At 70.3% G+C, this 17,274-nt stretch carries 16 protein-coding genes; 11 read left to right on the top strand and 5 right to left on the bottom strand.

Going from position 1 to position 17,274, the window contains the following annotated elements:
- Nucleotides 1-4: 4 nt before the first annotated feature.
- The 11 genes from HN031_RS11135 to HN031_RS11085 are packed head-to-tail and all read left to right on the top strand — an operon-like array spanning nt 5 to nt 12,116.
- Nucleotides 5-1,450: a gamma-aminobutyraldehyde dehydrogenase gene (locus tag HN031_RS11135; protein WP_172269861.1), complete on the top strand. Its 1,446-nt coding sequence runs from the start codon at nt 5-7 to the stop codon at nt 1,448-1,450.
- A gap of 57 nt (nt 1,451-1,507) precedes the next feature.
- Nucleotides 1,508-2,758, top strand: coding sequence for a PotD/PotF family extracellular solute-binding protein (locus HN031_RS11130; RefSeq protein WP_172269859.1), 1,251 nt, complete (start codon nt 1,508-1,510; stop codon nt 2,756-2,758).
- Between the two features lies 1 nt (nt 2,759).
- Nucleotides 2,760-3,860, top strand: a complete 1,101-nt coding sequence (locus HN031_RS11125) for an ABC transporter ATP-binding protein (protein ID WP_172269857.1) — start codon at nt 2,760-2,762, stop codon at nt 3,858-3,860.
- Between the two features lie 19 nt (nt 3,861-3,879).
- Nucleotides 3,880-4,803, top strand: coding sequence for an ABC transporter permease (locus HN031_RS11120; RefSeq protein ID WP_367650734.1), 924 nt, complete (start codon nt 3,880-3,882; stop codon nt 4,801-4,803).
- A gap of 10 nt (nt 4,804-4,813) precedes the next feature.
- Nucleotides 4,814-5,704 carry an ABC transporter permease gene (locus HN031_RS11115; protein ID WP_172269855.1) on the top strand — a complete coding sequence of 297 codons (891 nt, stop codon included), beginning with the start codon at nt 4,814-4,816 and terminating at the stop codon, nt 5,702-5,704.
- Nucleotide 5,705: 1 nt separating this feature from the next.
- A complete protein-coding gene (locus HN031_RS11110; protein WP_253943053.1) occupies nt 5,706-6,989 on the top strand; it encodes a saccharopine dehydrogenase family protein in 1,284 nt (427 codons plus the stop codon).
- Complete coding sequence (gene gabT, locus HN031_RS11105; protein ID WP_172269853.1) at nt 6,986-8,338, top strand: 4-aminobutyrate--2-oxoglutarate transaminase; 1,353 nt, start codon at nt 6,986-6,988, stop codon at nt 8,336-8,338. Before HN031_RS11110 ends, gabT begins: the two co-directional genes overlap by 4 nt.
- Nucleotides 8,339-8,389: 51 nt before the next feature.
- Complete coding sequence (locus HN031_RS11100; RefSeq protein ID WP_367650733.1) at nt 8,390-9,859, top strand: NAD-dependent succinate-semialdehyde dehydrogenase; 1,470 nt, start codon at nt 8,390-8,392, stop codon at nt 9,857-9,859.
- Complete coding sequence (locus tag HN031_RS11095; protein ID WP_172269849.1) at nt 9,856-11,217, top strand: transaminase; 1,362 nt, start codon at nt 9,856-9,858, stop codon at nt 11,215-11,217. Before HN031_RS11100 ends, HN031_RS11095 begins: the two co-directional genes overlap by 4 nt.
- Nucleotides 11,214-11,663, top strand: coding sequence for a helix-turn-helix domain-containing protein (locus HN031_RS11090; RefSeq protein WP_172269847.1), 450 nt, complete (start codon nt 11,214-11,216; stop codon nt 11,661-11,663). The genes HN031_RS11095 and HN031_RS11090 overlap by 4 nt, the downstream gene beginning before the upstream one ends.
- 9 nt (nt 11,664-11,672) lie before the next feature.
- Nucleotides 11,673-12,116: a VOC family protein gene (locus tag HN031_RS11085; RefSeq protein ID WP_172269845.1), complete on the top strand. Its 444-nt coding sequence runs from the start codon at nt 11,673-11,675 to the stop codon at nt 12,114-12,116.
- A gap of 13 nt (nt 12,117-12,129) precedes the next feature.
- On the opposite strand, the gene HN031_RS11080 is transcribed toward HN031_RS11085, so the two are convergent.
- The 5 genes from HN031_RS11080 to rpsL all read right to left on the bottom strand — a co-directional run bounded on the left by HN031_RS11080 (nt 12,130) and on the right by rpsL (nt 17,131).
- Entirely contained in the window at nt 12,130-12,714 is a 585-nt protein-coding gene (locus HN031_RS11080) for a mismatch-specific DNA-glycosylase (RefSeq protein ID WP_172269843.1), read from the bottom strand.
- A gap of 107 nt (nt 12,715-12,821) precedes the next feature.
- Nucleotides 12,822-14,015, bottom strand: coding sequence for an elongation factor Tu (gene tuf / locus HN031_RS11075; protein ID WP_172269841.1), 1,194 nt, complete (start codon nt 14,013-14,015; stop codon nt 12,822-12,824).
- A gap of 73 nt (nt 14,016-14,088) precedes the next feature.
- Entirely contained in the window at nt 14,089-16,203 is a 2,115-nt protein-coding gene (gene fusA / locus HN031_RS11070; protein WP_172269839.1) for an elongation factor G, read from the bottom strand.
- An 86-nt stretch (nt 16,204-16,289) separates the two neighbouring features.
- Complete coding sequence (rpsG, locus tag HN031_RS11065) at nt 16,290-16,760, bottom strand: 30S ribosomal protein S7 (RefSeq protein ID WP_172269837.1); 471 nt, start codon at nt 16,758-16,760, stop codon at nt 16,290-16,292.
- Complete coding sequence (gene rpsL / locus HN031_RS11060; protein WP_056906817.1) at nt 16,760-17,131, bottom strand: 30S ribosomal protein S12; 372 nt, start codon at nt 17,129-17,131, stop codon at nt 16,760-16,762. The genes rpsG and rpsL overlap by 1 nt, the downstream gene beginning before the upstream one ends.
- Between the last annotated feature and the right edge of the window lie 143 nt (nt 17,132-17,274).

Below are 17,274 nucleotides of genomic sequence, written 5' to 3'. Positions count from 1 at the left end.
TCCTGTGACCAGCCCACGCACGTTGCGCAACTTCATCGGCGGCACCTTCGTCGACAGCACGGCCGGAGCCACGAGCGACGTCGTGGACCCCACCACGGGACAGGTCGTGGCGCAGGCGCCGATCAGCGGGACGGAGGAGGTCGACGCCGCCTACGAGGCGGCCGGGAAGGCCTTCGGCGAGTGGGGGCGTACGACGCCCGGCGAGCGGCAGCAGGCCCTCCTCCAGCTCGCCGACGCGGTCGAGTCGCACGCCGAGGAGCTCATCGACCTCGAGTCGGCCAACACCGGCAAGATCAAGGCGCTCACCGCGAGCGAGGAGATCCCGCCGATGGTGGACCAGCTGCGGTTCTTCGCCGGCGCGGCGCGCGTCCTCGAGGGCAAGGCCGCCGGCGAGTACATGGCCGGCCACACGTCGTGGATCCGGCGCGAGCCCATCGGCGTCGTCGGCCAGGTCACGCCGTGGAACTACCCCCTGCTCATGGCGGTGTGGAAGATCGGTCCCGCACTGGCAGCCGGCAACACCGTCGTGCTCAAGCCGAGCGACACCACGCCGGAGAGCACGCTGCGCCTCGCCGAGCTCGCCTCGGAGTTCCTCCCCGCCGGCACGCTCAACGTGGTCACCGGCGACCGCGAGACCGGCCGCCTCCTCGTCGAGCACCCCACCCCGGGCATGGTGGCGATCACGGGCTCGGTGCGCGCGGGCGCGGAGGTCGCGGCCAGCGCCGCCCCCAACCTCACCCGCGTCCACCTCGAGCTGGGCGGCAAGGCACCGGTCGTGGTCTTCGACGACGCCGACATCGAGGCCGCCGTCGAGGGCATCGCGATCGCCGGCTACTTCAATGCCGGCCAGGACTGCACCGCCGCCACCCGCGTGCTGGTGGCGCCGGGGATCCACGACGACTTCGTCGCCGCGCTGTCCGACTACGCACGCGCCTCCGCGCCGGTCGGCCTCCCCGACGACGCGGACGCGCTGTTCGGGCCGGTCAACAACGCCACGCAGCTGGCGCGCGTCAGCGGGTTCATCGAGAACCTCCCCTCGCACGCGACCGTGTCGGCCGGCGGCAACCGGCGTACCGACCTCGGCGACGGCTACTTCCTCGAGCCCACCGTGCTCTCCGGGCTGCGGCAGGACGACGACGCCATCCAGCACGAGATCTTCGGACCCGTCATCACCGTCCAGCGGTTCAGCGACGAGGACGAGGCGGTCCGCTGGGCCAACGGCGTCGACTACGGCCTGGCGTCGTCGGTGTGGACCAGGGACTTCGGCCGGGCGATGCGGATGTCCAAGGCCCTCGACTTCGGCTGCGTGTGGATCAACACCCACATCCCGCTCGTCGCCGAGATGCCGCACGGCGGCTACAAGAAGTCCGGCTACGGCAAGGACCTGTCCATGTACGGCTTCGAGGACTACACCCGGATCAAGCACGTGATGGCCAACATCGAGAGCTGAGCGCGCCGCACCATCGCAGACCACAGCCACTCGGGGCCGAGCGGAGGACTTGAGACCATGACACCCATCCCGCGCCGGGCACGGCGCCAGCTGTCACCCCCTGCGGCCGCCCTCACCCGGGCGGCCGGCGCGGGCCTGAGCCGCCGGGCGCTGCTCGGCACCGGTCTGGCCGCCGGCAGCGGGCTGGCTCTCACCGCCTGCGCGCCGCCCGCCCCGCCGTCCGGCGGCCCGGCCAGCCTCGACCTCCCCCGGGACGTCTCCGACGAGGAGAAGATCCTCAAGTGGGCCAACTGGACGGCCTACCTGGACATGAACGGCAAGGAGACCCGGTCGCCGACGCTCGAGGCCTTCATCGAGAAGACGGGCATCGAGGTCAGCTACAGCGAGGACATCGACGACAACGACTCGTACTACGCCAAGATCGGCCCGCAGCTGCGCGCCGACCAGAGCATCGACCGCGACATCATCACGATGACCGACTGGATGGCGGCCCGCATCATCCGTGACCAGCTGTGCCAGCCGCTGGAGCTGATCCAGATGCCCAACGTGGTCAACAACCTGCTGCAGCCCCTGAAGGACGTGTCCTTCGACCCGGGCCGCCAGCACTCCATCACCTGGCAGAGCGGCTTCGCCGGCATCGGCTACAACCGCGACAAGATCGGGCGCGAGCTCAAGACGCTCGACGACCTCTGGACCGACGACCTCAAGGGCCGCATCGTCGTGCTCTCGGAGTTCCGCGACACCGCCGGGCTGGTGATGCAGTCGCAGGGCGTCGACATCGAGAGCGACTGGGGCCGCGCCGAGTTCGAGAGCGCGCTGGACTTCATCGAGCAGAAGATCGAGGAGGGCTACATCCGCAAGGTGAAGGGCAACTCCTACATGGAGGACCTCACCAGCGGCAACGCCGTGGCAGGCATCACCTGGAGCGGCGACATCTTCGTGCTCGCGTTCGACACCGGCGACCCGAGCTGGACCTTCACCATCCCGGAGTCGGGCGGGACGCTGTGGTCGGACAACATGATGGTGCCGATCACCTCCACGCACCGGCGCAACGCCCAGCGGCTGATGGACTACTACTACGACCCGGCCGTCGCGGCCCAGGTCGCCGCCTGGGTCAACTACGTCTGTCCCGTCGACGGCGCGCAGGCCGAGATGGAGAAGATCGACCCGGAGCTCGCCGAGAGCCCGTGGATCTTCCCCACGGCCGAGTTCATCGCCGACAACAACGTCCAGTCGTTCCGGGTGCTCGACGCCGACGAGGACATCGAGTTCGCCGACCTGTGGTCCACGAAGGTGATGGGGAACTGACATGGCCGGATTCCGGGAGGCGCGCGGCGACCTCCGCCTCGAGAGCGTCACCAAGAGCTTCGGCGACTTCACCGCCGTCGACGACATCGACCTGCAGGTCCCCCGGGGGTCCTTCTTCGCGTTGCTCGGCCCCTCGGGCTGCGGCAAGACGACCACCCTGCGGATGGTCGCCGGGCTCGAGCAGCCCACCGCCGGCCGGGTGCTGATCGGCGACACCGACCTCACCGGCTCGCGACCCTACGAGCGTCCGGTCAACACGGTGTTCCAGTCCTACGCGCTCTTCCCGCACCTGACCATCCGCGACAACGTCGCCTTCGGTCCCAAGCGGCGCAAGGACAAGGACGCCACCACGCGCGCGGCCGAGGCGCTCGAGCTCGTGCAGATGACGCAGTTCGCCGGGCGCAAGCCGGCGCAGCTGTCCGGCGGCCAGCAGCAGCGGGTCGCGCTGGCCCGGGCGCTGGTGAACCACCCCGAGGTGCTGCTGCTCGACGAGCCCCTCGGCGCGCTCGACCTCAAGCTGCGCCGCGAGATGCAGGTGGAGCTCAAGCGCATCCAGACCGAGGTCGGGCTCACCTTCATCCACGTCACCCACGACCAGGAGGAGGCCATGACCATGGCCGACACGGTCGCGGTGATGAACCGGGGCCACATCGAGCAGCTCGGCCCGCCGGAGCAGCTGTACGACCTGCCGCGCACCCGCTTCGTCGCCAACTTCCTCGGCCAGGCCAACACCGGGGTGGGGACCGTGGAGGACACCGACGGCGACCACCTCGTCGCCGACGTCCTCGGCACCAAGGTCAAGATCCTCGCGTCGCGCTCGCAGGTGCAGGGCGGCGACGTGCTCTTCGGGGTGCGTCCGGAGAAGGTGACCGTCTCGCGCAAGCAGCCCGAGGGCGTCGGCAACGACGTCAAGGGCGTCGTGCGCGACGTGTCCTTCCTCGGCGTGGCGACCAGCTACCTCGTCGACATGCCCAGCGGCACCACCTGGAGCTGCTACGAGCAGAACCTCGACGTCGACCCGATCGACCTCCGGCCGGGCGACGAGGTCTGGCTGACCTGGAACCCGGGCCACGCGTTCGGCGTCCCGGTGGAGGACGCATGAGCACCGCCCGGGAGCTCGCGTGAGCGCGCTGGCCCACGTCGCGGGCGACCCGTCGGTCGGCCGGTCGCCGGACCCGGCCGCGCCGGCGCCGGAGACGACCCGGCGCAGCTGGACGGCGTACCTCCTCCTGCTGCCGGGGGCACTGTGGCTCGGCGTCTTCTTCGTGCTGCCGCTGGTGCAGCTGGCCTCGGTGAGCCTACAGAGCCGCTACCCCGGCTTCCCGGGCTACTACTACCGCGACCTGAACTTCGAGAACTACCTCAGGGCGCTGACCGACTACGCCCCGCACTTCGCCCGGTCGTTCCTCTACGCCGGCCTGGCGACCCTGCTCGCGTTCGTGGTCGCCTACCCGCTCGCCTACGCCATGGCGTTCAAGGCCGGCCGCTGGCGCAACCTGATGATGATCTGCGTCATCGCGCCGTTCTTCACCTCGTTCATCCTGCGCACCTTCGCGTGGTCGCAGATCCTCGCCGACGAGGGCTGGGTGGCCGGGATCCTCAACTTCCTGCACCTGCTGCCCGGCGGCAACATCATCAACACCCCGTTCGCGGTGGTGGCCGGCCTGACCTACAACTTCCTCCCGTTCATGGTGCTGCCGATCTACGCCTCCCTGGAGCGCGCGGACCCGCGCGTCATCGAGGCCGGCGGGGACCTCTACGCCAACGGCTTCACGACCTTCCGCACCGTGACGCTGCCGATGTCGATGCCGGGCGTGCTGGCCGGGACGCTGCTGACCTTCATCCCGGCGGCCGGCGACTTCGTCAACATGGAGCTCCTCGGCCCCCAGCGCGGGAAGATGGTGGGCAACGTCATCAACGACCAGTTCCTCGCCATCCCGGGCGGCTACCCCGTCGCGGCGGCGCTGTCGTTCACGTTGATGGCGGCGATCCTCGTCATGGTCTTCCTCTACGTCCGCCGCTTCGGCACCGAGGAGCTGGTGTGAGGTGGCGACGATGACGACGTCCCGGACGACCCCCACACCTCCGGCGGACTCCCCCGCCTACCGCCCGTCGGCGGCGAAGCGCGCGCAGCTGTGGCTGGCCAACCACTTCGCGGTCATCGCGGCGGTCCTGGTGCTGCTCTACCTGTTCCTTCCGGTGGCCTACACGTTCGCGTTCTCCTTCAACGACCACGGCAAGACCAACATCGTGTGGCAGGGCTTCACGCTCGAGCACTGGAAGGACCCGTGCGGGGTCCCCGGGGCCTGCGAGTCGCTGGTGACCTCGCTGCAGGTCGGTGCGATCTCCACGTTCGTGGCCACGGTCCTCGGGACGCTGATGGCACTGGCGATGGTCCGCTACCGGTTCCGCGGCAAGGCGGCCAGCAACGTGCTGATCTTCGTGCCGATGGCCACCCCCGAGATCGTGATGGGCGCCGCCCTGCTGACGATCTTCGTGCAGGGCTTCGCCAACATCGGGGTCGACCTGGGCTTCGGCACGATCGTGTTCGCCCACATCATGTTCTGCCTGAGCTTCGTGGTGGTCACGGTGAAGGCCCGGATCCAGTCGCTGGACCCGCGCATCGAGGAGGCCGCCCAGGACCTCTACGCCAGCCCGATGCAGACCTTCTGGAAGATCACCTTCCCGCTGATCCTGCCCGGGATCCTGGGCGCGGCCATGCTCGCGTTCTCCCTGTCGTTCGACGACTTCATCATCACGAACTTCGTCTCGGGCAACGAGAACACCTTCCCCAAGTTCGTCTACGTCGCCTCCCGTCGCGGCATCCCGGCCGAGGCCAACGTCATCGGCTTCTCCATGTTCGTGCTCGCCGTCCTGCTCGTCGTCGGCGCGCAGGCCGTGGGATCCGTGCGGGCGTCCAGGTACAAGAACCGAGTCGAGGAGTGAGATGCCGGAGCCGATGCGGGTGCTGATGATCGGAGCGGGTGGTGTCGGTGACGCCGCCGCCCGGATCGCGGTCGAGCGCGACTTCTTCGAGGCGTGGGTGGTCGCCGACCACGACCCGTCGCGCGCCGAGCGCACGGTCGCGGCGGCCCGCGAGCGGCGTACGGGCGAGCAGCGCTTCACCGCGGCGCAGGTGGACGCCTCCGACGCCGGGGCGGTCACCGCGCTGGCCCGGGAGGTCGGTGCCACGCACGTCCTCAACGCCGTCGACCCGCGCTTCGTGATGCCGATCTTCACCGGCGCCCTCGCCGCGGACGCCGACTACCTCGACATGGCGATGAGCTTGTCCGTGCGCGACCCCGACGCGCCCTTCGAGAAGGTCGGGGTCAAGCTCGGCGACGAGCAGTTCGCGCGCGCGGGCGAGTGGGAGTCGGCCGGGAGGCTGGCCCTGCTCGGGATCGGGGTCGAGCCCGGCCTGTCCGACGTGCTGGCCCGCTACGCCGCCGACGAGCTGTTCGACCACATCGACGAGCTCGGCACGCGCGACGGCGCCAACCTGGTGATCCGCGACGACGACGGCAACGAGGTCTTCGCCCCGGGCTTCTCGATGTGGACGATCATCGAGGAGTGCCTCAACCCTCCCGTGGTGTGGGAGCGGGCCCGGGGCGGCGGCGACCTCGAGGCCGGGTTCTCGGTGCTGCCGCCCTTCTCCGAGCCGGAGGTCTTCGACTTCCCCGAGGGGATCGGCCCCGTGGAGTGCGTGCACGTCGAGCACGAGGAGGTGCTCCTCATGCCGCGGTGGCTCGAGGCCGACCGCGTGACGTTCAAGTACGGCCTGGGCGAGGAGATGATCGCCATCCTGCGCACGCTCCACACGCTGGGCCTCGACTCCACCGAGCCGGTGACGGTCAAGGGCGTCCAGGTCTCGCCGCGCGACGTGGTCGCCGCGTGCCTGCCCGACCCGGCGACGATCGGTCCCCGCATGGAGGGCAAGACCTGCGCCGGGGTGCTCGTCACCGGCACCGGCAAGGACGGCGCGCCGCGCTCGACCTACCTCTACCACGTGGTCGACAACGCCGACTCGATGCGCGACTACGGCGCCCAGTGCGTGGTCTGGCAGACCGCGATCAACCCGGTGGTCGCCCTCGAGCTGCTGTCCGACGGCACGTGGAAGGGCACCGGGGTCCTCGGTCCCGAGGCGCTGGCACCCCAGCCCTTCCTCGACCTGCTGTCCGCCCCGAAGCCCGAGGGCTACGGGTCCGCGTGGGCGATGGAGGAGCGGGCATGACGCTCTCGCAGGAACGCATCCTCGCCACCGAGATCCCCGGCCCCCGCTCGCAGGCGCTGCAGGCCCGCAAGCTGGCGAGCGTCTCTGCCGGCGTCGGCACCACGCTCCCGGTCTACGTCGAGCAGGCGGGCGGCGGCATCCTCCGCGACGTCGACGGCAACCAGCTGATCGACTTCGGCTCCGGCATCGCGGTCACCACGGTCGGCAACGCCGCCCCGCGGGTGGTCGAGGCCGTCCAGCGCCAGGTCGCCGACTTCACGCACACCTGCTTCATGGTGACTCCCTACGAGGAGTACGTCGCGGTCTGCGAGAAGCTCGCCGAGCTCACCCCCGGCGGGCACGAGAAGCGCTCCGCCCTGTTCAACTCCGGCGCCGAGGCGGTGGAGAACGCGGTGAAGGTCGCGCGCCACCACACCGGCCGCGACGCGATCGTCGTCTTCGACCACGCCTACCACGGGCGGACGAACCTCACGATGGCGCTGACGGCGAAGAACATGCCCTACAAGCACGGCTTCGGGCCGTTCGCCGGCGAGATCTACCGCGCCCCCATGGCCTACCCCTACCGCTGGCCGGGCGGCGCCGAGGCGTGCGCCGACGAGGCGTTCGACGCCTTCGTGTCGACCGTGCACGCGCAGGTGGGCGAGGACAACTGCGCGGCCGTCCTCATCGAGCCGATCCAGGGCGAGGGCGGGTTCATCGTCCCGCCGCCGGGCTGGCTGCGCCGGGTCGCCGACTGGTGCCGCGAGCACGACGTCCTGCTCATCGCCGACGAGATCCAGACCGGCTTCGCGCGCACCGGCGACTGGTTCGCCTGCGACCACGAGGACGTCGTGCCGGACCTCCTCACGACGGCCAAGGGCATGGCGGGCGGGCTCCCGCTCGCCGCCGTCACCGGCCGGGCCGAGGTGATGGACTCCGTCCACGTCGGCGGCCTCGGCGGGACCTACGGCGGCAACCCGGTGGCGTGCGCCGCCGCCCTCGCGGCCATCGAGACGATGGAGGCCTCCGACCTGCCCGGTCGGGCGCGCGAGGTCGAGGCGGCCTTCCTGCCGCGCCTGCGCGCGCTCGCCCAGCGGCACCCCGACCGGGTCGGCGACATCCGCGGCCGCGGCGCCATGCTGGCGGTCGAGCTGGTCGCCGACGGCCCCGGTCGTACGCCCGACGCGGCGCTGGCCGGCGCCGTGCACCGGGCCTGCTCCGCCGAGGGCCTGGTCACCCTGACCTGCGGCACCTTCGGCAACGTCTTCCGCTTCCTGCCGCCCCTCGCGATCGGCGACGACCTGCTCGCCGAGGGCCTCGACATCTTCGAGGCCGCCTTCGAGGCGTCCCTCGAGCAGGACGCACGGTGAGGGGCCGGGGCGCGGTGGGACGGACGGTGGCAGGGTGGAGGGATGGCTCCCGTGACTGACCGCCCTGACCACGACGAGACCGTGGTCGAGAAGGTGCCCACCCGGCTGCTCATCGGCGGCGCGTGGGTCGACGCCACCGGAGGTGGCACCTTCGAGGTGACCAACCCCGCCGACGAGCGGGTGCTGGCGCGCGTCGCGGACGCCACGCCGGCCGACGGCGAGCGGGCGCTCGCAGCAGCGGCCGACGCCCAGCGGGAGTGGCGGGCCACCGAGCCCCGCGCCCGGGGCGAGGTCCTGCGCAGCGCCTTCGAGCTGCTCACCGAGCGCGCCGACGACTTCGCCCGGTTGATGACGCTCGAGATGGGCAAGACCCTCGCCGAGGCGCGCGGCGAGGTGACCTACGGCGCCGAGTTCTTCCGGTGGTTCTCGGAGGAGGCGGTGCGTATCCACGGGCGCTACTCCGAGGCGCCGTCGGGCGCCACCCGCCTCATCACGATGAAGGCACCGGTCGGTCCCACGCTGATGATCACGCCGTGGAACTTCCCGCTGGCGATGGGCACCCGCAAGATCGGCCCCGCCATCGCCGCCGGCTGCACGATGGTCGTCAAGCCGGCCGGTGAGACGCCGCTGACGATGCTCGCCCTGGCGGCGCTGCTGGAGGAGGTCGGCCTGCCGGCCGGCGTCCTCAACGTCGTCACCACCACCGACTCCGGCGGCGTGTGCGAGCCGATCATCCGCGACCCGCGGCTGCGCAAGCTCACCTTCACCGGCTCGACCGGTGTCGGCAAGGTGCTCGTCGGCCAGGCCTCCGAGCAGCTGCTCCGCGTCTCCATGGAGCTGGGCGGCAACGCCCCGTTCGTGGTCTTCGAGGACGCCGACCTCGACGCCGCCGTCGACGGCGCCATGCTCGCGAAGATGCGCAACATCGGCGAGGCGTGCACGTCGGCCAACCGATTCCTGGTGCACGAGTCGGTGGCAGAGGAGTTCTCCCGCCGGCTGGCCGAGCGGATGGGCGCCCTCACGGTCGGCGACGGCACCGAGGCCGGGGTCGACGTCGGGCCGCTCATCACCGAGAAGGCCCGCGCCGGCGTCCACGAGCTCGTCGACGAGGCGGTGACCATCGGCGCCCGGGCGCTGGTCGGCGGCGCCGTCCCCGAGGGTCCCGGCTGGTTCTACCCGCCCACGGTGCTGGTCGACGTACCCGCCTCGGCGCGCGTCTTCCGCGAGGAGATCTTCGGTCCCGTGGCGCCCGTGTCGACGTTCCGCGACGAGGAGGAGGCCCTGCGCCGCGCCAACGACACCGAGTACGGCCTCGTGGCCTACGTCTTCACCCGCGACCACGCGCGGGTGCTGCGGGTCAGCGAGGCGCTGGAGTTCGGCATGGTGGGCGTCAACACCGGCATCGTCTCCAACCCCGCCGCGCCGTTCGGCGGCGTGAAGCACTCCGGCTTCGGGCGCGAGGGCGGCTTCGAGGGGATCGAGGAGTACCTCGAGACCAAGTACGTCGGCAGCGCCCTGTGACCGGCATCGACCGGACCCGGCTCGCCGCCCTGCACGCCGAGGAGGAGGAGCGGTTCGTCGAGCTCCACCCCACCTCGGCGCGACTGGCCGCCGAGGCGGGCGAGCACCTGCTCGCCGGGGTGCCGATGCCGTGGATGACCCGGTGGCCCGGGTCGTTCCCGCTGTTCGTCGAGTCGGCCGGCGGCGGCCGCTTCACCGACGTGGACGGCATCGACCACGTCGACCTCTGCCTCGGTGACACCGGGTCGATGACCGGGCACTGCCTGCCCGCGGTCGCCGAGGCCGTGCGTGAGCGCACCGAGCGCGGCATCACCACGATGCTGCCCTCCGCGGACGCCGCCTGGGTCGCTGCCGAGCTGAGCCGGCGATTCGGGCTGCCCCGCTGGCAGATGGCGATGACGGCCACCGACGCCAACCGCTTCGTCCTCCGCTTCGCGCGGCACCTCACCGGCCGGCCGCGCATCGCGGTGATGGACTGGTGCTACCACGGCACCGTCGACGAGACGCTGGCCGTCCTGGAGCACGGCCGCGCGGGCGACCGGGTCGTCGCCCGGCCCGGCGCCCTGGGACCGCAGGTCGACGTCGCCGTGACCACCGCGGTGGTGCCGTTCAACGACCTCGACGCGCTCGACGCGCGACTGGCCGAGGGCGACGTCGCCTGCCTGCTGATGGAGCCGGCGCTCACCAACATCGGCATCGTCCTGCCCGAGGAGGGCTACCTGGCCGGTGTGCGGGAGGTCACCCGCCGGCACGGCGTCCTGCTCGTCAACGACGAGACCCACACCATCTGCGCCGGTCCCGGCGGCGCCACGGCGGCGTGGGACCTCGAGCCCGACCTCGTCGTCATCGGCAAGCCGATCGGCGGCGGGATCCCGGTCGCGGCCTACGGCATGAGCGCCGAGGTCGCCGAGCGCCTCGAGGGACCGATGCTGGGCCACGACATCGACGTGGCCGGCGTGGGCGGGACGCTGTCGGGCTCGGCGCTGGCCATGGCGGCCGTGCGGGCGACGCTGTCCACGGCGCTGCGCCAGGAGGACTTCGACGTCGCCATCCCGCTCGCGGAGCGCTTCACCGACGGCATCCGGCAGGTCATCGACACCCACGACCTGCCCTGGCACGTCCAGCGCCTCGGGTGCCGCGCGGAGTACTGGTTCTGCCCGCCGCCGAGGGCCGGCGCCGAGGCGGCCGCCGCGGTCGACGAGGAGCTCGACGCGTTCTTCCACCTCTGGACGGTCAACCGCGGGGTGCTGCTCGCGCCCTTCCACAACATGTCGCTCTTCTCCCCCTACCACACCGAGGCCGACGTGGACGTCCACACCTCGGTGTTCCGCGGGGCCGTGGAGGCGCTCCTCGGATGAGCGGGGTGCGCCGCGTCCCCGGTGACGTGCTGATCCACCTGCGCCTCGCGCGGGACCACCTCGACCGGCACTTCGCGGAGCCGTTCGACCTCGACCACCTCGCGAGCCTCGCGGGCATGAGCCGGTTCCACTTCCTGCGCTCGTTCGCCCTGACCTACCGCACCACCCCGGCCGCCTACCTGGCCCAGCGCCGCGTCGAGCGCGCCCAGGACCTGCTCCGCGCCGCGAACCTCACCGTGACCGAGGTGTGCCACGCCGTCGGCTACAGCAGCCTCGGGTCGTTCAGCTCGACCTTCCGCGAGATCGTCGGCGAGAGCCCCAGCGCGTTCCAGCGCAGGTACGCCGCCAGCGGCAACCCCCGCATCCCCGGGTGCTTCGTGTTCATGGCCGGGCTCGTCGAGCGCTCCGCAACGCAGGAGAAGCCGGACGACGCCGACCCTTCCTAGGCTCGGGGCATGATCACCAACATCTCCCTCCTGTCCGTCTGGGTGAAGGACATCGACGAGTCCCTCGCCTTCTACACCGACGTCCTCGGCTTCGAGGTCGGCGACGACCTCCAGCTCGGCCCCGACTTCCGGTGGTGCACCGTCCACCACCCCAAGCAGCCCGAGGTGCACCTCCACCTCACCACCCCGAGCGGCCCCCTCCCCGACTACCTCATCGAGGCGATGAACCGCGCCCAGGACGAGGGCGGGCTGCCCGGCATCGGCATGGACGTCGACGACTGCCGCGCGACGTACGAGGACCTCCGGGCCAAGGGCGTGGAGTTCCTCCAGGAGCCCGAGGAGCGCCCGTACGGCGTCGAGGCGCTGATGCGCGACAACTCCGGCAACTGGATGGTGCTGGTCGAGCGACGCGACTACACGCCCGAGGACTTCGAGGGCGTCGACATGGGCTGACCGGTCCGCCGCGTCACGGCGCCGGGGTCGCGATCACGCCGGCGGCGCGCGCCGCCACGGCGTACGCCGTCGCCAGCGTCCCGACCGTCTCGTGCGCGTTGAGGCCCGACGGGTTGGGCAGCACGAAGACCTGCGACGTGCCCCAGCGCGGCTGCTCCCCGACCTGCGCCCGGCGCTCGCCGAAGGCGGTGCGGTAGGCGGTGACCCCGGCGACCGCCACGACCCGTGGGCTTCGCTCCGCCACGAGGGACCGCAGCCGCTCGCCGCCGACGCGCAGCTCCTCGGCGGTGAGCTCGTCGGCGCGGGCGGTGGCGCGCGCGACGAGGTTCGTGATCCCGATCCCGCGTCGGCGGAGCGCGTCACGGTCGTCCTCGGTCATGCCCGCGGCCTGGTCGACCGGCACGTCGAGGATGCCGGCGCGCAGCAGCGCCGGGTAGAAGCGGTTGCCCGGGTGGGCGAAGTGCGTCTGCGTGGCGGCCGTCCACAGTCCCGGGTTGATGCCGACGAAGAGCAGTCGCAGCGGCTCACCGGGGGCGGGGAGCAGGTCGGGCACCTCGACGTCGCGGAACGACTCCAGCTCCGCCCTCGTGAACCCCATGGCCCCATCCTGCCGTGGCCGACGGTGCCGGACGCACGAGACCCCGCCTCCCTCACGGGAGACGGGGTCTCGGTGTGCTGCGGGTGCCGGTCAGCGACCGGCGGTGATCACTTGGTGATCTTGACGACGCGGCCGGCGCCGACCGTGCGGCCACCCTCGCGGATGGCGAAGCGCAGGCCCTCGTCCATCGCGATGGGCTGGATGAGCTCCACCGACATCTCGGTGTTGTCACCCGGCATGACCATCTCGGTGCCCTCGGGCAGGGTCACAACACCGGTCACGTCAGTCGTACGGAAGTAGAACTGCGGGCGGTAGTTGTTGAAGAACGGCGTGTGACGGCCGCCCTCGTCCTTGCTGAGGATGTAGACCGAAGCCTCGAAGTTGGTGTGCGGGGTGGTCGTGCCCGGCTTGATCACGACCATGCCGCGCTCGACGTCCTCGCGCTTCGTGCCACGGAGGAGCAGACCGACGTTCTCGCCGGCCTGGCCCTCGTCGAGGAGCTTGCGGAACATCTCGACACCGGTGACGGTGCTCTTCTGCGAGCCCTCGCGGATGCCGATGATCTCGACCTCCTCGTTGACCTTGACGATGCCGCGCTCGATGCGACCGGTGATGACGGTGCCACGACCGGTGATCGTGAAGACGTCCTCGACGGGCATGAGGAAGGGCTTGTCAGTCTCGCGCTCCGGGGTCGGGATGTAGTCGTCCACGGCCTGCATGAGCTCGGCGACCGAGTCGCCCCACTTGGCGTCGCCCTGCAGCGCCGGGAAGGCGGCAACGCGGACCACGGGGATGTCGTCGCCCGGGAACTCGTACTCGGAGAGGAGCTCGCGCACCTCCATCTCGACGAGCTCGATGAGCTCCTCGTCGTCGACCATGTCGCACTTGTTGAGCGCCACGACCAGGGCGGGGACGCCGACCTGGCGGGCGAGCAGCACGTGCTCGCGGGTCTGCGGCATGGGGCCGTCGGTGGCGGCGACCACGAGGATCGCGCCGTCCATCTGCGCCGCGCCGGTGATCATGTTCTTGATGTAGTCGGCGTGACCGGGGCAGTCGACGTGCGCGTAGTGGCGCACCTCGGTCTGGTACTCGACGTGCGCGATCGAGATCGTGATGCCGCGCTGACGCTCCTCGGGAGCCTTGTCGATCTGGTCGAACGCCGAAGCCTCGTTGAGGTCCGGGTACTTGTCGTGCAGCACCTTGGTGATCGCCGCGGTCAGCGTCGTCTTGCCGTGGTCGATGTGACCGATGGTGCCGATGTTGACGTGCGGCTTGGTCCGCTCGAACTTCGCCTTAGCCACTGGGGCTCCTCCTGATTGTTGTTACTTGACTCGTGGGTGTGGGGTGGTGCTGGTGCCGAGGATCCGGGGCGAACTACTCGCCGCGGACCTTCTTCACGATCTCGTCGGCGATGTTCGTCGGAACCTCGGCGTACGAGTCGAACTCCATCGAGTACGACGCCTGACCAGAGGTCTTGGACCTCAGGTCGCCAACGTACCCGAACATCTCTGACAGCGGCACGAGGGCGTTGACGACCAGGTCGCCGTGACGCTCCTCCTGTGCCTGGATCTGGCCCCGGCGGGAGTTGATGTCGCCGATCACGGTGCCGAGGAAGCTCTCCGGCGTGGTGACCTCGACGGCGAACATCGGCTCGAGGAGGACGGCCTGCGCGCGCTGCGCAGCCTCCTTGAAGGCCTGGATGCCGGCGATCTTGAACGCGAGCTCGGAGGAGTCCACGTCGTGGTAGGCGCCGTCCTCGAGGGTGACCTTGACGTCGACCATCGGGAAGCCGGCCCGCACACCGAACTGCAGCGCCTCCTGGGCGCCCTGGTCGACCGAGGGGATGTACTCCCGCGGGATGCGACCACCGGTGACGGCGTTGACGAACTCGTAGCCCGCACCGGTGCCGGTCTCGGGGTTGATGTTGGGCTCGATCGTGATGACGACCTTCGCGAACTGACCCGAACCACCGGTCTGCTTCTTGTGCGTGTAGGAGTGGTTCTCCACCTTGCGGCGGATGGTCTCGCGGTAGGCGACCTGCGGCTTGCCGACGGTGGCCTCGACCTTGAACTCGCGCTTCATCCGGTCGACGAAGACCTCGAGGTGGAGCTCGCCCATGCCGGCGATGATGGTCTGGCCGGTCTCCTCGTCGGTCTTGACGGTGAAGGTCGGGTCCTCCTCGGTGAGCCGCTGGATCGCGGTGCCGAGCTTCTCCTGGTCGCTCTTGGTCTTGGGCTCGATCGCGACCTCGATCACCGGGGCCGGGAACGTCATCGACTCGAGCACGACCTGGTTCTGCGGGTCCGACAGCGTGTGGCCGGTCTTGGTGTCCTTGAGGCCCATGACCGCCACGATCTGGCCGGCGCCGACCGACGCGATCTCCTCACGCTTGTTGGCGTGCATCTGGTAGACCTTGCCGATCCGCTCCTTGCGGCCGTTGACCGAGTTGACCACGGTCGAGCCGGCCTCCAGCTTGCCGGAGTAGACGCGGACGTAGATCAGCTTGCCGAGGTGCGGGTCCGAGGCGATCTTGAACGCCAGGCCCGAGAAGGGCTCCGCGTCGCTCGGCTGGCGCAGGATCTCGGTGTCCTCGTCGTTGGGCTTGTGGCCGACGATGGCGTCGACGTCCAGCGGCGAGGGGAGGTAGTCGACGACCGCGTCGAGCAGGGGCTGCACGCCCTTGTTCTTGAAGGCGGTGCCGGTGAGGATCGGGTTGAGCTTGTCGGCCAGCGTCGCGCGGCGGATGGCGGCCTTGAGGGTCGGCACGTCGAAGACGTCGCCGTCCTCGAGGTAGACCTCCATGATGTCGTCGTCGGCCTCGGCGAGGGTCTCGACGAGCTTCTCGCGGTACTCGGCGGCCTTGTCGGCGAGGTCGGCCGGGATCTCCTCGACCGTGTAGTCCTCACCCATCTCGGTCTCGCCGCGCCACACCTTGGCGTGCATCTCGACGAGGTCGACGACGCCGATGAAGTCGGACTCGGCACCGATGGGCAGCTGCAGCACGAGGGGGGTCGCGTGCAGGCGCTCGACGATGGAGTCGACGACCTTGTAGAAGTCGGCACCGGTGCGGTCGAGCTTGTTGACGAAGCACATGCGCGGCACGGCGTACTTGTTGGCCTGGCGCCACACGGTCTGGGACTGGGGCTCGACACCGGCGACGCCGTCGAACACCGCGACGGCCCCGTCGAGGACGCGCAGCGAGCGCTCGACCTCGACGGTGAAGTCGACGTGACCGGGGGTGTCGATGATGTTGATCTGGTGCTTCTTCCACCAGCAGGTCGTCGCGGCGGACGTGATCGTGATGCCGCGCTCCTGCTCCTGCTCCATCCAGTCCATGGTGGCCGCGCCCTCGTGGACCTCACCGATCTTGTAGGTGATGCCGGTGTAGAAGAGGATGCGCTCGGTGGTGGTGGTCTTGCCGGCGTCGATGTGCGCCATGATGCCGATGTTGCGGACCTGGTTGAGGTCGGTGGTGATGTCGACGGCCACGTCTGTGTCTCAGTCCCTCGGAGTTGGTGGGGTGGTGGGGTGGAGGGCCGTACGCCGCGCAGTGCGGGTCGTACGGCCCTCCGCGATCACCAGCGGTAGTGGGCGAAGGCCTTGTTGGACTCGGCCATCTTGTGGGTGTCCTCGCGCTTCTTCACAGCGGCACCGAGGCCATTGCTCGCGTCGAGGATCTCGTTCATGAGGCGCTCGGCCATGGTCTTCTCGCGACGGTCGGCGGCATAGCCCACGAGCCAGCGCAGGGCCAGCGTGGTGGAGCGGTTGGCCTTGACCTCGACGGGGACCTGGTAGGTCGCGCCGCCGACGCGGCGGGACTTGACCTCGATGGCCGGCTTGACGTTGTCCATCGCGCGCTTGAGCGTGACGACGGGGTCGGTGCCGGTCTTGTCGCGGCAACCCTCGAGGGCGGTGTAGACGATGCGCTGCGCCACGGCCTTCTTGCCGTCCTGGAGGACCTTGCTGACGAGCTGGGTGACCAGCTGCGAGCCGTAGACCGGGTCGACGACGAGGGGGCGCTTGGGAGCGGGACCCTTGCGAGGCATTACTTCTCCTTCTTCGCGCCGTAGCGGCTGCGGGCCTGCTTGCGGTTCTTGACACCCTGGGTGTCGAGCGAGCCGCGGATGATCTTGTAGCGGACGCCGGGAAGGTCCTTCACACGGCCGCCGCGGACGAGCACGATCGAGTGCTCCTGCAGGTTGTGACCGACACCCGGGATGTAGGCGGTGACCTCGACGCCACTGCTCAGGCGCACGCGGGCGACCTTGCGGAGGGCGGAGTTCGGCTTCTTCGGGGTGGTGGTGTAGACGCGGGTGCAGACGCCACGGCGCTGCGGGGATCCCTTCAGGGCAGGCGTCTTGTTCTTCGACACCTTGTCCTGGCGGCCCTTGCGGACCAGCTGGTTGATGGTGGGCACCGGGCGGTTCCCTCTCTCTGTCTTCTCGTCACGGCCCGGCGCGGTGCCGGACTCGGGGTCGTGCGTTGCTGCGGTGTGCCTGTTGCGAGTGCGTGGGGTGCTGCGCCCCGGGCCTGCGCCCTGCGAATGGGCGCCGTCCGTGC

This window comes from Nocardioides sp. zg-1308 (assembly GCF_013155375.1).
GTDB lineage: Bacteria > Actinomycetota > Actinomycetes > Propionibacteriales > Nocardioidaceae > Nocardioides > Nocardioides renjunii.
Note: the sequence above shows the minus strand (reverse complement) of the source record. Positions and strands in the feature narration are given on the sequence as shown.

Coding starts and splice junctions, on each gene's coding strand:
- HN031_RS11130 (WP_172269859.1), top strand. CDS start 1,508: ATGACACCCATCCCGCGCCGGGCACGGCGCCAGCTGTCACCCCCTGCG.
- HN031_RS11125 (WP_172269857.1), top strand. CDS start 2,760: ATGGCCGGATTCCGGGAGGCGCGCGGCGACCTCCGCCTCGAGAGCGTC.
- HN031_RS11115 (WP_172269855.1), top strand. CDS start 4,814: ATGACGACGTCCCGGACGACCCCCACACCTCCGGCGGACTCCCCCGCC.
- HN031_RS11110 (WP_253943053.1), top strand. CDS start 5,706: ATGCCGGAGCCGATGCGGGTGCTGATGATCGGAGCGGGTGGTGTCGGT.
- gabT (WP_172269853.1), top strand. CDS start 6,986: ATGACGCTCTCGCAGGAACGCATCCTCGCCACCGAGATCCCCGGCCCC.
- HN031_RS11090 (WP_172269847.1), top strand. CDS start 11,214: ATGAGCGGGGTGCGCCGCGTCCCCGGTGACGTGCTGATCCACCTGCGC.
- HN031_RS11085 (WP_172269845.1), top strand. CDS start 11,673: ATGATCACCAACATCTCCCTCCTGTCCGTCTGGGTGAAGGACATCGAC.
- HN031_RS11080 (WP_172269843.1), bottom strand. CDS start 12,714: ATGGGGTTCACGAGGGCGGAGCTGGAGTCGTTCCGCGACGTCGAGGTG.
- rpsG (WP_172269837.1), bottom strand. CDS start 16,760: ATGCCTCGCAAGGGTCCCGCTCCCAAGCGCCCCCTCGTCGTCGACCCG.